General features: G+C 58.2%; 10 protein-coding genes, 3 rRNA genes and 1 pseudogene. 1 reads left to right on the top strand and 13 read right to left on the bottom strand.

From position 1 onward, the window contains the following. Positions 1-178 precede the first annotated feature (178 nt). From AB656_RS05870 to AB656_RS05810, 11 genes are all read right to left on the bottom strand, one after another. Positions 179-823: an NAD(P)H-binding protein gene (locus AB656_RS05870; protein WP_033504546.1), complete on the bottom strand. Its 645-nt coding sequence runs from the start codon at positions 821-823 to the stop codon at positions 179-181. Positions 824-1,916: 1,093 nt separating this feature from the next. Beyond that, positions 1,917-2,033: ribosomal RNA gene (rrf, locus tag AB656_RS05860) — 5S ribosomal RNA — on the bottom strand. A 183-nt stretch (positions 2,034-2,216) separates the two neighbouring features. Continuing rightward, positions 2,217-5,291, bottom strand: a 23S ribosomal RNA gene (locus AB656_RS05855). Between the two features lie 423 nt (positions 5,292-5,714). Next, positions 5,715-7,242: ribosomal RNA gene (locus tag AB656_RS05845) — 16S ribosomal RNA — on the bottom strand. Together the 16S, 23S and 5S rRNA genes form the textbook arrangement of a ribosomal RNA operon. Positions 7,243-7,588: 346 nt before the next feature. Beyond that, a complete protein-coding gene (locus AB656_RS05840) occupies positions 7,589-8,563 on the bottom strand; it encodes an alpha/beta fold hydrolase (protein ID WP_081924934.1) in 975 nt (324 codons plus the stop codon). Positions 8,564-8,740: 177 nt separating this feature from the next. Further along, on the bottom strand, positions 8,741-9,778 hold the full coding sequence (locus AB656_RS05835; protein WP_033504920.1) for a LacI family DNA-binding transcriptional regulator: 1,038 nt from the start codon (positions 9,776-9,778) through the stop codon (positions 8,741-8,743). 92 nt (positions 9,779-9,870) lie between these two features. Next, the gene (locus AB656_RS05830) at positions 9,871-10,767 is read right to left on the bottom strand and encodes a carbohydrate ABC transporter permease (protein ID WP_081924933.1); all 897 of its coding nucleotides are present in this window, start codon (positions 10,765-10,767) and stop codon (positions 9,871-9,873) included. 1 nt (position 10,768) lies between these two features. Continuing rightward, positions 10,769-11,692: a carbohydrate ABC transporter permease gene (locus tag AB656_RS05825; protein WP_033504919.1), complete on the bottom strand. Its 924-nt coding sequence runs from the start codon at positions 11,690-11,692 to the stop codon at positions 10,769-10,771. 59 nt (positions 11,693-11,751) lie between these two features. After that, complete coding sequence (locus AB656_RS05820; protein ID WP_033504918.1) at positions 11,752-13,152, bottom strand: ABC transporter substrate-binding protein; 1,401 nt, start codon at positions 13,150-13,152, stop codon at positions 11,752-11,754. 123 nt (positions 13,153-13,275) lie between these two features. After that, positions 13,276-14,832 (bottom strand): arabinosylfuranosidase ArfA, encoded by a 1,557-nt coding sequence (gene arfA, locus AB656_RS05815; protein WP_033504917.1) that lies wholly within the window; start codon positions 14,830-14,832, stop codon positions 13,276-13,278. 408 nt (positions 14,833-15,240) lie between these two features. Continuing rightward, entirely contained in the window at positions 15,241-16,611 is a 1,371-nt protein-coding gene (locus AB656_RS05810) for an MFS transporter (RefSeq protein WP_033504916.1), read from the bottom strand. A gap of 212 nt (positions 16,612-16,823) precedes the next feature. Between AB656_RS05810 and AB656_RS08115 the strand changes: the two genes are divergently transcribed. Further along, positions 16,824-17,744 carry a DMT family transporter gene (locus tag AB656_RS08115; protein WP_081924931.1) on the top strand — a complete coding sequence of 307 codons (921 nt, stop codon included), beginning with the start codon at positions 16,824-16,826 and terminating at the stop codon, positions 17,742-17,744. A 582-nt stretch (positions 17,745-18,326) separates the two neighbouring features. Here the strand turns inward: AB656_RS08115 and AB656_RS08145 are convergent. Continuing rightward, positions 18,327-18,857: pseudogene (locus AB656_RS08145) on the bottom strand (VanZ family protein); the annotation flags it as partial. 80 nt (positions 18,858-18,937) lie between these two features. Continuing rightward, on the bottom strand, positions 18,938-19,567 hold the full coding sequence (locus AB656_RS05790) for a DUF3566 domain-containing protein (RefSeq protein ID WP_236681928.1): 630 nt from the start codon (positions 19,565-19,567) through the stop codon (positions 18,938-18,940). Positions 19,568-20,149 lie beyond the last annotated feature (582 nt).

Genomic DNA, 20,149 nt, shown 5'->3' with positions numbered 1-20,149 from the left:
GGGCCAGCAGGCACATCCGTGTCCGCTGGCCCTCTCCCCTTATCCGCCACACATACCGCCAATCGGTAGCGCGCCCGTCGGTATATATATACCCGCCTCGGGCCGACAGCCCACCGAGTTACGCTCACCACACCAGCGCGTCGAAACGGCGGAGCCGCACCCAGCCCCAGCCGCGTCCTTACTGCAGGGCCTGCGCGATAGGCGTGTCCCCCTGGATGATCTGGTACACCCGCCCCACGCTGCCCAGCTGCCCCAGACTGTCCACCAGCATGGCCGCCACATCCTCGATGGCTATGGGCCCGGTCTGCCGCCCATCCACGTTGACCGCGCCCGTCCTGGCCTCTTCCACCAGCGCCCCCGGCTCCACAATCGTGTAGTCCAGCCCGGAGTGCATCAGATGGTCGTCCGCAAAGTACTTGGCCGGGTAATAGTCCGGCAGCTGGTCGATGGCCCGCTTGACCTCAGGCTCGTCCCAACGCTCCAGTTCCGCCGCAAACAGCGCCCCCAGCAGCACATAGCGCTTGATGCCGGCCCCCTTGGCCGCTTCCATCGTCTTGATAGCCCCCAGAGCGTCCACATGAATGACGTCCGCCCCGCGCGATCCAGCCGTAAAGATGATGGCATCGGCCTGTGCGTCCTTAAATACCGTGATCATGGCATTCAGCGGCGCGGCCATATCAAACGCGACCGGCGTCACCAGTTCACTGGCCTCTATGCCGTCCAAATGCCTGGCGCAGGCGATAACGTGCCGCCCTTGCGCCTCCAGCCGCCGCACACACGCCCGACCAACCCGACCGCTGGCTCCTACGACTATGATGTTCATACCTATCTCCTTTGTGCGCCTAAACGCTGCCCTGCCAGCTAATCCACACTCTTCTAACCGCTTTTAATACTCTCGTGCTAGACACGCCAGGCAGATCCTCTTGAGCGTGAGTTTCAACATTTTGTACTATTCTGTGGAACTTCAATTTTTGCCGAAAGGATTTTTGCATGTGCATAACGGCAATCACATCTGCCTACCACAATTTAACCGTATCATTGTCAACTGACACCGAATTCGACTTTCCCGTCCATATCAACCCGGTCTTAGCAGAGGAAGCGAAGTCTTTGTTAAATCAATGGTTGGCCAGAGTTCTTGTTTTTTTGTGTCTCCTCATTATCATTCTCATTATCATTTTTCCGCTCGGCTACTTGTACGACTTTGTAAGAAAAGGCAAATACACAGATGAGTATTTTGCCAAGCATGTTAGGACCTGGCGTTTACTCCGAGCAGGGAGCGAAGAAGATCTGTACATAAACTACTGGATATGGCAACGGTACAAAAGGAAAGCTGCCCTCGTATTTCTTAGTTCTTCATGCGGCTTAAACAATGCGTATACGCGCCATGCCAGAAAACGTCACAAGGATGAAAAGTCGAAAATCCCCTTCAGAGAATCGGTAGTCAAGAAACATGGCTAACTACCATCTTGGTAACGTTTCATCTTATAGTTGCAGATTCGTTTAACACTTGCTCAGTACTGTGCTGTAAACAATAAATGTAGTGCTAATGCTGATTTACCCTACAGGTAGACTCTTCTTGGTGTCATTAATGATAGAATTCGTTGATACGGGTCAGTTACTTACTGTTAACAAGTGCCGGCTTCACACATGGCTGGGAAGTCTAACCAAAATAGAAAAAAGCGAGTCAGTGTCCGATTCGCAATTGCCTAATTATAAGGGCATCAACTCAACCATTGACATACCCTGCTTCAGCACAATGTTCTAACCTAGAAGCACATGAGAAGGTACACCTATGGCGGCGCTATATGAAGATCGCAACCTGGATTCCACTGATTGAGAAGAAAGAATCGGCATCGGCTGGATATGCAAAAAGCCCCGGGAAGCGTGGTGCTTGCCGGGGCTCTCGAACGTTTGTGTTGCGGCGGTGCGCTACTCTCCCACACCCTACCGAGTGCAGTACCATCGCCGTGCTGGGTCTTAGCTTCCGGGTTCGGAATGGGACCGGGCGTCTCCCCCAGGCTATGACCACCGCAAAACAAACAACAATCCATGAACCACCCCCGCGTTGACGGGGATGCTTGGTGCTGGCTCGGGGACCGGCTAGCGGACGCGTGTTCCTCATGATCGCTTGAAGCGCCGGACCCTGACCCGTTGAAGGCCGTCCGTCACGGCAAGCTCACGCCACGCCACGACCCCCACCACACGGCAAGGGCGTGATCGTGTCGTCATCGGCCGTTAGTACCGGTCGGCTCCGCCCCTTACGGGGTGTCCACCTCCGGCCTATCAACCACGTGTTCTGCGTGGGGCCTCCCGCGCCTCGAAGGCGCATGGAATCCTTATCTTGGAGGGGGCTTCCCGCTTAGATGCTTTCAGCGGTTATCCCATCCGAACGTAGCCAACCGGCCGTGCCACTGGCGTGACAACCGGCATACCAGAGGTTCGTCCACCCAGGTCCTCTCGTACTATGGGCAGGTCTCCTCAAGATTCCAACGAGCGCAGAGGATAGAGACCAAACTGTCTCACGACGTTCTGAACCCAGCTCGCGTGCCGCTTTAATCGGCGAACGGCCGAACCCTTGGGACCTGCTCCAGCCCCAGGATGCGACGAGCCGACATCGAGGTGCCAAACCATCCCGTCGATATGGACTCTTGGGAATGATCAGCCTGTTATCCCCGGGGTACCTTTTATCCGTTGAGCGATGCCGCGCCCGTGCGCCGGCACCGGATCACTATCTCCGACTTTCGTCCCTGCTCGAGCCGTCGCTCTCGCAGTCAAGCTCCCTTGTGCGATTACACTCGAAACCCGATTGCCAACCGGGCTGAGGGAACCATTGAGCGCCTCCGTTACTCTTTAGGAGGCAACCGCCCCAGTTAAACTACCCGCCAGGCACTGTCCCTGACCAGGATCACTGGCCGAGGTTAGAAGCCAGACAACAACAGAGCGGTATTTCACATCACGGCTCCACACGGGCTGGCGCCCATGCTTCGAAGCCTCCCGCCTATCCTACACAGTCGTTGCCTAACGCCAATACCAAGGTATAGTAAAGGTCCCGGGGTCTTTTCGTCCTTCTGCGCTTAACGAGCATCTTTACTCGTACTGCAATTTCGCCGAGCTCCTGGTCGAGACAGTGGGGAAGTCGTTACGCCATTCGTGCAGGTCGGAACTTACCCGACAAGGAATTTCGCTACCTTAGGATGGTTATAGTTACCACCGCCGTTTACCGGGGCTTGAATTCACCGCTTCGCCCGCGAACGGGCTGACGGATCCTCTTAACCTTCCGGCACCGGGCAGGCGTCAGTGCATATACAGCGGCTTACGCCTTCGCATGCACCTGTGTTTTTGGTAAACAGTCGCTACCCCCTGGCCTGTGCCGCCCCAAACCGCTCCGAGAGCAAGTCTCTTCACCGCCCGGGGCCTCCCTTATGCCGAAGGCACGGGAGCAATTTGCCGAGTTCCTTGACCAGGATTCGCTCGATCGCTTTGGTATGCTCTACCTGACCACCTGTGTCGGTTTCGGGTACGGGCGGCATGAGAACTCACGCCGGAGGTTTTCTAGGCGACAGGACACACCGGATTCGGGGCACAAGACCCCCCATCATCACGCCTCACGCTCATGCCAGGCGGATTTGCCTGCCTGGCGCGCCACACGCTTAACCACGGACTACCACCGCCGCGGCCCGGCTATCCCATCGCGTCGCTCCCGCGCTGCCATCCCCGCCCCCGCCATGAACCACCAACCCGGCGAACCGCCCGAAAGCGGCCGCCCGGCCGATGAAGGACACAGCATCGACGGTTCAAGCCTGACGCGCTCACGCCGGTACGAGACTATCAACTCGTTCATCCATTCGACTACGCCTGTCGGCCTCGCCTTAGGACCCGACTCACCCAGGGACGACGAACGTTGCCCTGGAACCCTTGGTCATCCAGCGGGCGGGATTCCAACCCGCCTCTCGCTACTCATGTCTGCATTCTCGCTTCCGCGCGGTCCACGGCCCGGTCACCCGGCCGCTTCACCCCCCGCGGAACGCTCTCCTACCCAGCGCGACGAACGCGCTGCCGCGTCTTCGGTGGCGTGCTTAAGCCCCGCTACATTGTCGGCGCGGAGCCACTAGACCAGTGAGCTGTTACGCACTCTTTCAAGGATGGCTGCTTCTGAGCCAACCTCCTGGCTGTCTATGCGACTCCACATCCTTTCCCACTTAGCACGCGCTTAGGGACCTTAAACGACGATCTGGGCTGTCTCCCTTTCGACGACGGAGCTTATCCCCCGCCGACTCACTGCCGCGATACACCTGACCGGTATTCGGAGTTCGGCTGCCCTCGGTACCCAGCAAGGGCCCTCAGGCATCCGGTAGCTCTACCCCCGGCAGACACTCACGCGACGCTGCACCAAAATGCATTTCGGAGAGAACCAGCTATCACGGAATTTGATTGGCCTTTCACCCCTAACCCCAAGTCATCCCCTCAGTTTTCAACCTAAGTGGGTTCGGTCCTCCACGCGGCCTTACCCGCGCTTCAACCTGCTCAGGGCTAGATCATCCCGCTTCGGGTCCAGGGCGCGCGACTGAAAAACGCCTTTTCAGACTCGCTTTCGCTACGGCTGCCCCACACGGGTTAGCCTCGCCACGCACCACTGACTCGCAGACTCATTTTTCGATAGGCACGCCGTCACCCAGGGCAAACCCCAGGCTCCGACGGATTGTAAGCGCACGGTTTCAGAAACTATTTCACTCCCCTCCCGGGGTGCTTTTCACCTTTCCCTCACGGTACTCGTTCGCTATCGGTCAGACAGGCATATTCAGGCTTACACCACGGTCGGTGCGGATTCACACGGGATTCCACGAGTCCCGCGCTACTCGGGAGCGCCCACAAGCAGGCCACGCGCTGACGGCTACGGGGCCATCACCCTCTACGGCCAGGCATTCAATCCTGTTCGCCTCACACGCGGCTTTATCACTGCCCCCAGGGTCGCCGGCCCCTGGACGGAACGTCCCACAACACCCCTACCGCAACCCCCGACGGGTATCACACGGCAAAGGTTTAGCCATCATCCGCTTTCGCTCGCCACTACTCACGGAATATCTCTTCCTGCAGGTACTGAGATGTTTCACTTCCCTGCGTACCCCCCGTTCAAAAACGGTGCCGGCCCATGACGGCCGGCGGGTTACCCCATTCGGAAATCCTCGGATCAAAGCCCTGTCGGCGGCTCCCCGAGGCTTATCGCAGCCCCATACGCCCTTCATCGGTCCTGTCTGCCAAGGCATCCACCATACGCCCTTACCAACGACGCGACCCCCAAGGGCGAACCCCCGGGACCACGACGCGGCGCACAGCCTACCAGACGACACATCAACACAATCAAGATCACAAAAACACATCAAACGATCAACCAGACCCCTGAACAACAGAGGCCCGGCGAAAAACATGCAGCAACCACGACCAGCCAACGGCCAGCCATGATCGCTCGCGTCCACTATCCAGTTCTCAAGCCACCACCACGCCACCGCCGACACGACCCACGAAGGGCCAGCCAGCCATGGATGGCGCCCAGGCGCCGCGAACAGCGGCCCGGGAACCCAACAGCATGCCCATACCACCCACAGCGATGATCGCTTCCGCACCAGTGGAACAGCCCACGCGCGCCCGCCCAACGGCGGCCGCCAGGGCCACGACCCCACGTCAAACAACGCGAGGATTCCAAGAAATCTCCGTAGAAAGGAGGTGATCCAGCCGCACCTTCCGGTACGGCTACCTTGTTACGACTTAGTCCCAATCACGGGTCCCACCTTAGACGGCTCCCCCCAGCGAACTGGTTGGGCCACCGGCTTCGGGCGCTACCCACTTTCATGACTTGACGGGCGGTGTGTACAAGGCCCGGGAACGCATTCACCGCGGCGTTGCTGATCCGCGATTACTAGCGACTCCGCCTTCACGGAGCCGGGTTGCAGGCTCCGATCCGAACTGAGACCGGTTTTCAGGGATCCGCTCCATGTCGCCATGTCGCATCCCGCTGTACCGGCCATTGTAGCATGCGTGAAGCCCTGGACGTAAGGGGCATGATGATCTGACGTCATCCCCACCTTCCTCCGGGTTAACCCCGGCGGTCCCTCGTGAGTTCCCGGCACTACCCGCTGGCAACACGAGGCGAGGGTTGCGCTCGTTGCGGGACTTAACCCAACATCTCACGACACGAGCTGACGACGACCATGCACCACCTGTGAACCCGCCCCGAAGGGAAGCCGCGTCTCCGCGACCGTCGGGAACATGTCAAGCCCAGGTAAGGTTCTTCGCGTTGCATCGAATTAATCCGCATGCTCCGCCGCTTGTGCGGGCCCCCGTCAATTTCTTTGAGTTTTAGCCTTGCGGCCGTACTCCCCAGGCGGGATGCTTAACGCGTTAGCTCCGACACGGAACCCGCGGAACGGGCCCCACATCCAGCATCCACCGTTTACGGCGTGGACTACCAGGGTATCTAATCCTGTTCGCTCCCCACGCTTTCGCTCCTCAGCGTCAGTGACGGCCCAGAGACCTGCCTTCGCCATCGGTGTTCTTCCCGATATCTACACATTCCACCGTTACACCGGGAATTCCAGTCTCCCCTGCCGCACTCCAGCCTGCCCGTACCCGGCGCCGATCCACCGTTAAGCAGTGGACTTTCACACCAGACGCGACAAACCGCCTACGAGCCCTTTACGCCCAATAAATCCGGATAACGCTTGCGCCCTACGTATTACCGCGGCTGCTGGCACGTAGTTAGCCGGCGCTTATTCAACAAGTACACTCACCCGAAGGCTTGCTCCCTGCTAAAAGCGGTTTACAACCCGAAGGCCGTCATCCCGCACGCGGCGTCGCTGCATCAGGCTTGCGCCCATTGTGCAATATTCCCCACTGCTGCCTCCCGTAGGAGTCTGGGCCGTATCTCAGTCCCAATGTGGCCGGTCACCCTCTCAGGCCGGCTACCCGTCGAAGCCTTGGTAGGCCATCACCCCACCAACAAGCTGATAGGACGCGACCCCATCCCATACCAGAAACCCTTTCCCACGCCACCATGCGATAGCGCGGAGCATTCGGCATTACCACCCGTTTCCAGGAGCTATTCCAAAGTACAGGGCAGGTTAGTCACGCATTACTCACCCGTTCGCCACTCTCACCAAACAGCAAGCTGCTTGGATCCCGTTCGACTTGCATGTGTTAAGCACGCCGCCAGCGTTCATCCTGAGCCAGAATCAAACCCTCCACAAAAAAAATGAAAGGGCAGAAACAAGCCCCAATACAAAACTGACAAAAAAGCCAACCACCAAACCAAACGGTCCAATGGAAGGCCCACACAAAAAAACCCGACACCAATTAAGCGCTCCCACGCACCCAACGCAAACACGCCAGGCAGGCATCAGACTGACAATCAAAAAACTATAAGCAGTACAAACACACTATTGAGTTCTCAAACCACTCTTACACACCCCTCTGCAAAGAACCCCTGTGGACTCTGTGCAGCTGAGCGGCAGCAAGTGATAAACTTACTACGAACAAGCTCCTATGGCAAATCGTACCCTTTTGACAGGGCATAAAACGGCGTTATTCCGCCATTCTACGGCGTGTCGTCATTAAAGTCTTCCCTGCACAGACGCAGCACCTCCCTATTGAAACGCCCCGGCTCCTCCCACTGCGGGCAGTGACCGGAGTGGTCGAACCAGACGAATTCGTGCGGACTTGTCAACCTGGCGGCATAGCGAGCCACCAGCTGGGAGGGCAGGTGCTGGTCGTGACGCCCCTCCAAAAAAGCCACAGGGGCAGTGAACGAACGGATGGCAGAGAAATCCACCCTATCCAGCTGCGAATCAAGGCGGGCATGCGACTGGTGCGCCCCTAGCAGCAATCCCCATAAACCGGCCAGCCCGTAGTCCGGGGACCGCAGGTAGGCGGCCACCCGGTCCAGACTTTGGCGCAGTCCACGCAACCAACCAGTGCGGCCCATCTCAACCAAGAGCAAGAGGAGGTCAGCCAGATTGCTCTCCTGGGCCACAAGCCGCCCCAGCCAGGCCGGGCTGAAGCCCGGGGTGGGGAGGGAACGCGCGTGGTGACTGGCAGGCATGCAGACCACCTGGCCAACGCCGATGAAACGGCGAATCAAAGAGGGCCAGCGGCGGGCGAACTCCAGGCCCAGGACACTGCCCCAAGAGTGCCCCAAGAGGGTGATAGGCGCGCCAGGATAGGCTCGGGCCAGGAGGGCGACGAAAGCGTGGATGTCCTCCACCATGCTCTCGATGGTGATGCTCTCACCCGGGCGGAAGGGGTAATAGGAGAGCCCACAGCCGCGCTGGTCCAGGTTGATGACGCGGAAATAGCGCTCCAGGGGCGTGTTGTAGCGCTCGGTCAGAGGGATGCAGGCATCGCCGGGACCGCCGTGCAAGTAGAGGAGGATTGGAGCCTGGCGAGGGGCTGGATTCATCGAAAAGGCCAGATTTGCGCCATTGATGGCGACCCTGTGTATACGGCTGGTGGAGTGAGGCAACGGACGGCCGTCCTCGTCCCTGGGCCCAGACAGGCGATGCGCACGCATCATGGGGCAGCCCTCCTCGATGCTTATCGTCACTCGCTGCGGCCGGGCTCGGACCCCGATAGCCTAATGGCTGACCTTGCACCGACCGGTATCTGATAGTTTGATAATAACTGCCTGCTGTGTGGAACGATTACCGGTTCGGCGGCCTGCTGAAAGCGTGCGGGGGGAAATCTGCTTTTATTAGCGTTCGAACCAAGTAGAAGCGCGCTCGATAAGCCGAAAATCAGTGGTACACATTCTGGCCGGCCCCTGATAGCCTTCTATACGCTCGATCACCATATCGACGGCACGCTGAGCGAAATCACCGGTATTGGGGTCGATAGTCGTCAGGGCTGGGTTGGAGTAGCGCCCTTCAGCCACATTGTCAAAACCTACAATCTGTACATCTTCAGGGATACTAAAACCTCGGCGTTGCAACTCATGCATGGTCCCAAACGCGAGCGCGTCATTGAGGCAAACTATGGCCTCAGGCAGATCAGCATTGGCTAGCATCGTACTCACCGCCCGTTCACCGTCACTGCTGATCCACTTATTGCCGGACACCATAATCCGCCAATCCACCCGCATTCCGCGTTCTTCAAAAGCCTCAATATACCCCCGGGTACGCATGGGACGCCCGCCTTCCTGGGCTTCGAAGACAAGCTGGCGGTCCGCACCATCAGGAGCACCGATAAGGCCTATGCGTTCCACCCCACCGTCGAGCAATCTTCCCACAACGGCTTTGACCGCATCGACGTTGGGCATCATAACGCTATCCACTTTCCCGTAGGACAGGTAATCACCAGCCAATACCAGAGGATAGTTCTGGTCGAGGATGGACTTGGGATGGGCCGGTCGGTCCATTAGGAAAACCCACCCATCCGCCCCAAGCTGGGGAATCTCTTTAAGGATCGTGCTCAGCCCTTCCCCGTCGCTGTCGTATGTATCGACGACGACCCCGTACTGGCGTTTACGAGCTGCCTTGACTACCGCGTCAACGAAAGTCGCTGGGAATGGTTGGGCGAAGTCGAACGTAGCCAAACCCAAGAGACGTGATTCGCCGGTTTTCAGCAGGCGAGCCGACATGTTAATCGAATATCCCAGACTGTCGATAGCCTGTTCGACCCGTTTTCGGGTTTGCGGCCTCATGCTTCCAGAATCATTGATGACGTTCGAAACAGTTTTGATCGACACATGCGCTTCGCGCGCCACATCTTTGATAGTCGCTCGCTTTTGCATGCTTCATCACCTTTTTACCTTCAGCATCGCGGGTGAGTCCGTTCACAACAAGGGTATACCGGCCCACTGCAGACGTGGGCCGGTTTTACCCATTAGGCCTTCACGGAACCAGCCGCCAGCCCTCCTACCCAGTATCGCTGAAGGAAAAGGAAAGCCAGAACGAGCGGTATAACCGATACCAGCGCACCCGACGTGATCAGGTTCCATACCTGCTCCGACCCCGCACCAGCATTCGATTTTACCTGCCACTGAGTCAAACCTACTGTAATCGGGAAGAGCTTGGTGTCAGAAAGCACGACCGATGGCAGGAAGAAGTTGTTCCAGCAGCCCACTACCGACAACAGGAAGACAGTTGTGATAGCGGGGGTCATAATTGGCAACGAAACCTGGAAGAAGGTCCTGAGTTCGCCAGCACCATCCACCCTCGCCGCCTCCATCATTTCATCCGGTAAGGAGCCCATGCAGTAAATCCTCATGAGGTAGGTGCCGAACGGAGATAGCAGGGAAGGCAAAAGAACTGCCCAGATAGTGTCGGTCATGCCAAACTGGGACATCAGGATAAAGGTGGGAATAACCAAGGCGGTCGTCGGGATCATCAGCGCGCCCAATACGACATTGAAGTAGAACTTCCGGCCATGGAAGCGGAACTTGGCAAAACCATAGCCAGCCATCACCGATATGGCTGTGGCCCCTATACCACCGACAACCGCGTATAAGAGGGAGTTGAACAGCCACCGCCAGTAAATACCGCCCTCATACGTGCTTAGCTGCTTGATGTTGCTCCACAACGCAAAATTATTGTCGAACCACATAGCTCCGTGAGCGCCGGAGAACAAGCCGGCGTTGTTTTTGGTAGCTGCCACTAATAGCCACCAGACAGGGAACAGGAAGTAAACGCAGCAGATAAGTAGCAGCACATAGGCTAAGCGGTGAGAGCTGCGGACGCGGCCGCCATCGGTAACTTGATTGCGTGAAATTCGCCTACCCATATCAATCCTCCAATCCTGACTGATGCCGGGTCAAGCGCATGAAAACGACGCTGAACACCACCACCAAAAGCCCCAAAGCGAACGACACCGTCGCGGAATAATTTAACTGGTTGTAATTGAAAGCGAGCGCCTGAGCGTACATATTCGGGGTGTATTCCGGAGCGATGACCGATGGGACGTTATTGCGCAGAATCATCGGCTCTGTGTAAAACTGCAAAGTCCCAATCAAGGAGAAGACAGTTACCATAACCAGCGAACTTGAAATGATGGGGGTTTTGATCCTTAAGGCAATCTGCACCTCTGAAGCCCCGTCGAGCCGCGCCGACTCATAGAGTTCAGGCGGTACGGATTGAAGGGCCGAATACAGAATAACCATGTAGTAACCAGTCCATTGCCAGGTCACGATATTTACAAGCGACCCGAAGATCCCGCTTGGGCTCAAGAATGCCGGCGCCTTCATTCCAAACAAGTCGAAAATGGAGGTAAACGGACCCATCTGCTTGGAGTACAGGAATCCCCACATCAGTGCCCCAATGACCACAGGAATGGCGTACGGCAAGAAGAAAGCCAGGCGTGAGAACGACGCAAAACGGTTCTTTACACTATCAAGCACCAAAGCCAGGATAAGGGCAAAGACCAGCTGCGTGGGCACCATGACCACCGCATACATGACCACGCGGCCCATGCCGGCCAAGAAAATGGGATCGCGGAAGGCACGGGTATAGTTGCCCAGGCCTGTGAACACAGCACCTTTCAACTGCGTATAAGAAAACAGAGAAACGTAAAAAGCGTATGCCAGTGGGATGACGAGGAAGAACAGGAAAATCACCGCGAAAGGCGCTGTAAAGAACCAGCCCCAGGCGTTTTCCTTCCTGGATATCCCTCGCTTACGCGCGGGGAGCGCTTTCGACCTGATTGATGACATGACTGTTGCCTCTCATAACCGGGGCCGGAAGGAACAGGCCTCCCGGCCCCAATTCTGCGCTACTTCTTGACCGTGAACCCTTGCTGAGTTGCATAGTCAGTGAGCGTCTTGTTCAATGCACGCAGTGAGCTGGGGACATCCGCTCCATTGCGCACAATCTCGGTGAAGACCTTGGTCTGCTCGTCGTAAGCGTATGGCTGGAAGGGCAAGAAGTCATAGCCCTTGTACCCTAGGGCTACTGGAGCTATAACCTGATTTATCTTTTGATCACCGTAGAAGGGATCCGTCATATTCTGGAAGCTCTCGGAATTCAAGACTTTGGTCCACGTTGGGAAGAGTCCGCTTTCAGTGATAGCCGTCTGCTGGATGGCAGGATCATCGAAGAACTCCATAGCTACCTTGGCGGCCTTTTTCGTAACCTTCGCTTGGTCGGTCACAGCCAAAGACGACCCGCCGAAGTTCACACTCGGCGTTGTGGAACTCCACCCAGGAGCCTTCGCTACCTTCCAGTCAGCGCTCGAATCCGCCCCACTGACCCCGCGAAGATTCCCTACCAGCCAGGACGCGCAAACCGCCGTAGCCCAAGAACCGTCAACAATCTTCTTGTACCACTCGGCGGTATAAGCGTCATCGGTGGTCACCACACCCTCTTTGGCGAGTCTCTGCCAGTACTCCATGACCTCCTTGGACTCTTTGCTAGTGAAGTCGACGCCCAACTTATCAGGCTGAGAGGCAGAGTAGTCATATACTTTGCCCTTGTTCTGGGCGATAAGCGTGACGTTAGAACCGTTACCGCTAGGTTCGTAGTTGCCGATATGCCCCTGGAAGCCCTTCTGCCGCAACTCTTTCCCGGCTTGCTCATACTCCTGCCAGGTGGTCGGCACCTTGACCCCGTATTTATCGAAAATATCCTTTCGATACATCATGACGTATGGGCCTTGGTCTACTGGAATCGCATAAACAGACTTACCGCCCCTCAAGCTCACCGCATTCCAAACACCTTTGGTGTACTTATCGGAAAGCTTGTCGGCCCCAAACTGGTTGAGATCGACCAAGTGCTTCTCGACGCCTGATACATACTGGCTCAGCACGTCATACTCGATTTGCACCACATCCGCCAAACCTGACTTCGCCTTGACTGCGGTGGTGATCTTCTGATATTGAGTCTGCCCCGAACCAGCTCTGGTCCAGCAAACCTGCACATCATCATGCTGATCGTTAAATGTATCGACCATCTTTTCCATGGCTGGGTACCAGGCCCAAACCGTGACCTTCTCAACACCCTTTTTCTTGATGGTGTTTTGACACTTCGCATCATCATTCGCCTTGGCGTCGCTATGCACCTGGTCAGCCCCTCCGGCGTCCTTGGAGCCTTGGGATCCCGGTGCGCCACAGGCGCTGAACGACAACAATGCCAAACATGCGACGCAAGCTGAAGCAATCCTCATCGATTTCTTCATTGGTCTACCTTCCTTTTTCGTACAATTGAGCTCGAAGCAAGCTGTCATACCAACCCGCTTGAAGTTTCGTTTTGCGCTTCCTCCCTTCTTTCTGATTGACCGATCACATCAATCAATCAGTCATCATTGCATCCCAGAAAGCCGAATCGCGCTCCATGAAACCGGGGGCAGGTGGATGGAGGCCTGACTGCCGGAGGCCGTTAAGCGGGCAGTCGTGTTCGGGTGAGGCAGGACACGATCCTGCGCTTCCAAAGTGTTGCTGGCCTGGATGTCATCGTCGTGCAAGGTTTGGGCCTCAATCCGTGAATAACCGGAGCAGGCCCACGCGGGCAGACGCAGGGTCAGGTCATACGGCCGAGAGCGCGACCGATTGGCGACGAAGATCGACAGAGAGCCGTCATCCTGGCTTACGGCCACCGAATCCAGGTCGGGCACATCACCGTACCGGGCCGTCTCGTAGAAGTCGCTGTTCATATGTGACTCGACGACATTGCCACCCTTGGACAGACGCGCCGTTGACGAGAAAGGATAAAAAGTGGTCTGCCGCCATGCAGGGCCTCCAGGTTCAGTCATGATCGGCGCGATGACGTTGACCAACTGAGCCAGGGAGGCTGAACGCACCCGGTCCGCATGCTTGAGCAAAGTAATCAACAAGTCACCGAAAACAACAGCGTCTGCGAGGCTGTAGACGTCTTCAAGGAGCCTCGGGGCTTGCGGCCAATTGCCAATCCCCTCAGGTGTGCGCGAAGGCTCGCTGTCCTGGTACCACACATTCCACTCATCGAAGGAAATCGCCACCTGGTGATCGCTCTTTAGCTTGGCGCGGGTGGCGTCGATTACTGCAGCCACTTCCCGGATGAAAGCCCCCATATCCTCACCGGACGCCAGGAACGAATCCATGTCACCATCGACCGGATGGTAGTAGGCATGACTGGAGATGAAGTCCACCTGCTCATACGTACGTTCCAAAACCGTGCGTTCCCAATCGCCGAAAGTGGGCATGCTGTGGCTTGAGGAGCCGCAAACCACCAGCTCGACATCCGGATCCATCTGCCGCATGGCCGCCGCCGCCATGGCTGCGGTGCGGGCGTAGTCGGCAGCATCCCGATGCCCCAGCTGCCAGGGGCCGTCCATTTCGTTGCCCAGACACCACATATGGATATCGAACGGGTCTTCGGAGCCGTTGCGGCGGCGTAAATCGGACAGGACGGTACCGGAGGGAATATTGGAGTACTCCAGCAAATCAAGGGCCTCCTGCGTACCTTGCGTACCCAGATTGACAGCCTCCATCAGCTCGTTTCCACCCAATCGCTTGAGCCATTCGACCATCTCGTGCAAGCCGAATTCGTTGGTCTCCGTGGAGTGCCAGGCCAAGTCCAGGCGCCGAGGTCGCTGATTGCGAGGACCAATGCCATCCTGCCAGCGGTAGCCGGAGACGAAATTCCCGCCCGGATAGCGAATGGCGGTAACCCCGAGCTCTCGGACCAACTCCATTACATCGGTGCGATACCCATTACAGTCAGCTTTGGGATGACCAGGCTCATATATGCCGGTGTAGATGCATCGGCCTAGGTGCTCGGCGAAAGAACCGAAAATCCGGTCTGGAACCGAAGCAAGTCGGAAGTCAGGATCCACGTCCAGCTGAGCCTGGTGAATCGAAGAGTCGAATGGAGATGCCATGATGCCCTTCCCTAGAGTTAGCACGCTATTTAATACAACGTTGTTCTAATGGTCAAACCAATGGCTTCGTTAGTTCTTGGCTTTTTTCATACAACCTTGTACTTATGAAGAAAATATACAACAGTTTCGTAAATTGCACAACTAGCTAGAAAAATCAAGGGTTATATGCCAACGACACCGTCGACGTTCAACCACTCAGGGAGGGTATGCGCCCACAGGTGACCACTATCGTTGTACTTCACTGATCATCCAATCCGGCCCAGAAGAGCGCATACGACGGTGGGCGACACCCTTGCGGATGCCGCCCACCATGTTTTCTCACTTCTTGCTTATCGCTTCACGCACTTCACTAGTAAGCGGTGAACGGGCTTGAGCCGCGCTGCCACCTGCCCAATCAGCAGCCGACAGTCAGTCCTCAACGACGCCAGCCTCGGGGGCCTCCACCTTCTTGTAGCGCTCGGCGCGGGTCAGGATCAGGAAGCAGACGATACCCAGGACCGCGGAGATGGCGATAATTCCGAACCCCTTGTCCCAACCGTTCTTGCCCACGAGAGCACCGATTCCATAGGAAGCGGTCGCCTCGCCGAAGATGTAGCCGAATAGGCCGACGAAGCCGGTGGTGCTGCCGATTGCGAACCGAGGTGCCAGATCGATGGTCAGGGCGGCGATCAGCATCTGTGGGCCGTAGACGAAGATGCCCATCAGCGCGATCTCGATGTCGATGGCCCACAAGGAGCTGGAGGCCCAGTAGCCCAAGAAGATGACACCCAGGAGGGCCATAAGAGCCGCGGCGATGCCAGCGCGCTTGCCGTGGAAGAACTTATCGCTCATCCATCCAATCAGGATCGTGCCGGGGATGGCCGCGTACTCGAACAGGGCGAAGGAGGAGCGGGCTTGCGCCAGCGAGAAGCCCTTGGCCTCGTTCAGGTAAATCGGAATCCAGTTCAACACGCCGTAGCGAACGATGTAGACGAAAGCGTTCGACAGGGCCAAGACCCAAATGTAGGGGTTGGAAGCCACATAGCGGATGAAAATCTGGGGGATTGAGAGATCCGAGTGGGACTGGAGCTTGGACTTGTCGATCTTCTCGCCCTTGTACTCGTCGGCCTTGAACTCCTGGATGGGCGGCAGGCCCACGGACTCAGGGGTGTCGGCGCCGAGCACGATGACCAGGACGGCCATGATGATCGAAATGACCGAGGGGACGAAGAAGATGCTCTTCCACATGTGGGGGCCGAAGGCCGCAAGCGCAAACCCGACGATTGGGGCGACGGTGCCGGAACCCAGGTTGTGGGAGGTGTTCCACATGGAAACGAAGGAGCCACGCTCTTTCTCCGCCCACCAATTGGATAGGGACTTGTGAGCCGCTGGGGCGCCCATGCCCTGGAATATGCCCATCAGGACCATCAGCAACATCATGACGCCCTTGCTGGCCGTCGCGCCGAAGATCAGGTTCAGGAAGGCCGAGGCCAGCAGGCCGGTGGCGATGTAGAAACGCGGGTTGGACTTGTCGGAGAGCATGCCCATGACGAACTTGCTGATGCCGTAGGAAACGGCTAGGCACAGAGTGATCAGACCAATGTCCGCAGTCGTGAAGCCGTAGTTCTTCTTCAGGTAGGGAGAGGCCACCGAGAAGTTTGAACGGACGATGTAGTAACCGGCATACCCGAGGTAAATGCTCAGGAAGACCCTGATCCTGTACTGCCGGTACTTACCGGCCACCTTACCTGCGGGCACCTTGTTGGCCGCAGGAGGCGCTGGTTTCAGAAAAGCGAACATTCGCCCAAATTCCTTTCTCTCTTCCGCATGCATTGCGGAAAACCAAGCAACCATCATGGTTCAACGCGAACCTTGGTTGCTTAAAAGTACTAGTATAAACTAGGGACAGTCTTTTGTGAAGTTCTTGTGTTTTTCTCTATACGCTTGAGATTAAAATTCCCAGATAAGCGAACGCCCATAAACCTGGGCCTGGGCACAGCTAGGATTGGGGCATGACTTCCCGCGACGACTCCATCCACCTGAACCCTTGGGCCGCCAGACTCATGCTTCTGGCAGCGGCCGCCGCCTGGGGGGCCGGATACACCTTCGAAAAAATAGCCCTACGCCAAATGAGCGTGCAGTGGATCATGGGCGTGCGGCTGGTGATCGCGGTAGCCCTGATGACCCTGATCCTATGGCCCAAGTTACGGCGGGCCCATCTGTTGGACATGCTGGTTCCCGGACTGACACTGGGGATCACCTACTGGTCCGCCTTCCTGCTGCAGATGGAAGGCTTGCGCACCATCGGCCCGGGGCGCAACTCCTTCCTGACCGCCACATACTGCGTACTGGTGCCCTTCCTGGTTTGGGCGGCCACCCGCAAGCGCCCCGCCTGGCGCAATTTCTTGGCCGCGCTCCTGTGCGTGGTCGGCGTTGGCCTCATCTCCTTGTCACCGAATGACTCGGCCCGCCTGGCTCTAAGCCCAGGAGACCTGCTGACCCTGGCCGGTGCGGTCTGCTACGGTATGAACATCGTACTGGCTGGCAGCCTGGCCAAGAATTTCGACGCGACCATCCTGACCTATTACGAACTGCTGGTGGCCGGAGTCCTCTTCCTCATCGGCGCCGCCCTGACCGAGCCAGCGCCGCAACTGGCCACCCTGCACCCCCAGACGATTGGCGCTCTGACCTACTTGGTGCTGGTCTCCACGCTAATCGCCCAGAACCTGCAAAATGTCGCATTCTCACAAGTGCCGGCCGCGCAAGGCTCACTGATCCTGTGCACCGAGAGCCTATTCGGCATGGCCGTCTCCGTCCTGGCCTTGGGCGAGGAATTGACGACCGCCCACTTGGTTGGCTTCGCGATCATCTTCGTGGGGATTGTCGTCTCCGAAGTCCGCATCAGAAGACCAGGCAAAGCGGGGGACCGCTGACCCGCTGCCTTGCCCGCCAACGGGACGCGAGAGCGGTGACGCAGCCGTTGAAACGGGTGAAACGGGGATGAGGTCATAGGGCATCTGCCGCTTGATTACATAGAAGACCAGAAGAAGGAAGGCCAGCAGGTTGACCCAGGAGCGCAGACGACCGCTCCAAGGGCCGAAGACAAGCAGGAGAACCGTTGTACGGGCCAGGTAGAAGGCCGCGCGCGTCCAACCCCGCCGAGCCCGCGTCTCCACGCTCATGTGAGTGAACGCCGCGCCCAAGGTCTGCCCCCGGCGCAGAAAGGGGATCAAAAGCTCGAAGAAGAGCAGGCTTGCCAAGTCCAGGGCGATAACCATGAGCCGCAGGGCGTGAGTGGAGACGGCCCAGCCAGCCAAATCGTAGTCGCCGTTCGAACGGTGACCGGCCCAAGCGTTGATCACGACCACCAGTCCGAAACCCAAGGAGGAGGAGAGGGAATAGACCAGGACCAGATCCACGGCCATTGTCACGCAACGGTGAAGGAAACTGGGGGAGCGGACCACTTCGTTGGCATGGGTCGAACGAGGCGGGACCAAGCGGTTGAGCAGGACCGCGCAGGCAAAGCCAATCAGGGCGCCGGAGGTGTTCCACAGGAGGTCATCCACGTCGAAGAGCCGGTAGGCGCAGCCCACTAGGCCGAAAGCTCCGGTCAGCTGGGCGGTCTCTATGGTCAGGGAAGTCAGGAAGCCCGCGGGCAGGGCCAGGCGCAGGCGCCAGCGGAAGACGCGGCCCATAATGAAGCCCAAAGGCAGGAAGAACACCAGGTTCAACACGATTTGCAGCAAAGCGTCACGGCCGCCGAAGGACAGGTCGGACAGGAAGCGCAGCGGATTGAGCTGGGGAGCCAGGTGGTGGGTGGCACAGAAGGCGGCGCGATCGTCAGGCATGGGCCACAAGGTGAAGCAGACCAGGGCCAACAGGTAGAGGATGACCAGGTAGGCGGCCAAGGCCGCGGCCAAGCGCAGGCGGTGGTAGCGGTGGTAAATCAGAGCCAAAACCGGCAGGGTCAGCAGCAAGGAGACGAAGGGCCAGACCGCGATGGACAGGCCGAACGAAGCTGAAAAAGAGCCAAGATACGAGAGCATGTGCGCAGGTTAAAGCCCGGAGCCGGCGGCGCCTTCACACCCCCGATACGAAGGGGCCGCCGGCTGTTCAGGACCGTAAACTAGTCGTCGCCCAAAGTCACGTGGATGCCGCCGACCAGGGAGCCGACGATGTTGTACAAGAAGGCGCCAATCGTGGCCAGGACCACGATGAAGACGATCTCGAAAATGGAGAAAATCGTGACCGAACTAATCACGGTGCCCAGGCTGAGCACGGAGCTCAAATCGAGGCCGCCGGCGTCCAGACCGGTCTTGGAAACCATCTGGGTGATGTTGTCGAACAGGCCGATCGCGTTCAGGAGGAACCATAGCAAGGAGGTGGCGACCACCTGGATGATGCCACCAGCGATGCCCAGCAGGAAGGAGACCTTGGCCACCGACCAGGGCTCGACCCTGGTCAATGAAAGCTGCATACGCCGGGCTCGCGGCACACGGACCTTATCCTCGCCGCCGCCGATCCCCGCCGAAGCCTGTCGGTTGGGACGGGCCGTGCGTGTGGAGGCCGCCGGACGCGGGGAGACCGCTGGACGGGCGGTTGCCGCGGGCCTGGCCGTAGGGGAGGCGGACGAGCGTGGGTGGGCGGAAGTCTCCTGCCGCCCCTTCAAACTGGCGGCGACCTGCGGGATGGATTCAGAGGAGGAGGAAGCGGCGGTCCTGGGCGCTCCAGCCCGACGGACCTGCTCCGGTTTAATCGGCTTCAAAGTCGCCGCCGCCGCTGCCGGCTTGGCTTCTACCTTGGGCTTGTCTTTGGAGGCGGCCGCCACAGTCGCGCCCATGCTGGCCGCCTGCTGGCCTTGCTTGCGCTTGGCAGCTTTGGCGGGATTGTCCTGAGCAGTCTTGGAAGCTTGCGCAGGGGACTTGGACTCCACCTTGCGCTGGGTCTCTTGAGCCTGGCCTTGACCCTTGACGGTGGCCGTTTGCTTCGCCTGTGGGTCTTGTTGCCCGGCTTCCTTCGCAGCGGGCTGAGCCTTGACGGGAGTCTGGCCCCTCGCCGGGGCGGTGGCCTGGGCCTTCGCCTGCTGGGCCGGTTCGCTCTTGGGCGCGGTCTCGGGCTTACCGGCCTGGGACGGTCGTTGGGATGCCTGGGCTGCGCCGGAGACCGACCGCCCGGGATGGTCGACACCCTGCTTTGGTTGGGACTTTCCGCTGTTGTTCTGGCTCATCGGTGCTCCTTGCTCATTTCAACCAAGACGACCCCACTGCGTTCGGAGCCCACGAGCCCCTCACCCTCTAGTGAGGCTACCAGCTTCCTCTGGAGGAGCGGGGGGCGGCCC

This window comes from Bifidobacterium actinocoloniiforme DSM 22766 (assembly GCF_001263395.1).
GTDB lineage: Bacteria > Actinomycetota > Actinomycetes > Actinomycetales > Bifidobacteriaceae > Bombiscardovia > Bombiscardovia actinocoloniiformis.
The sequence above is the reverse complement of the archived record's forward strand: the minus strand, read 5'-3'. Positions and strand labels throughout refer to the sequence as shown.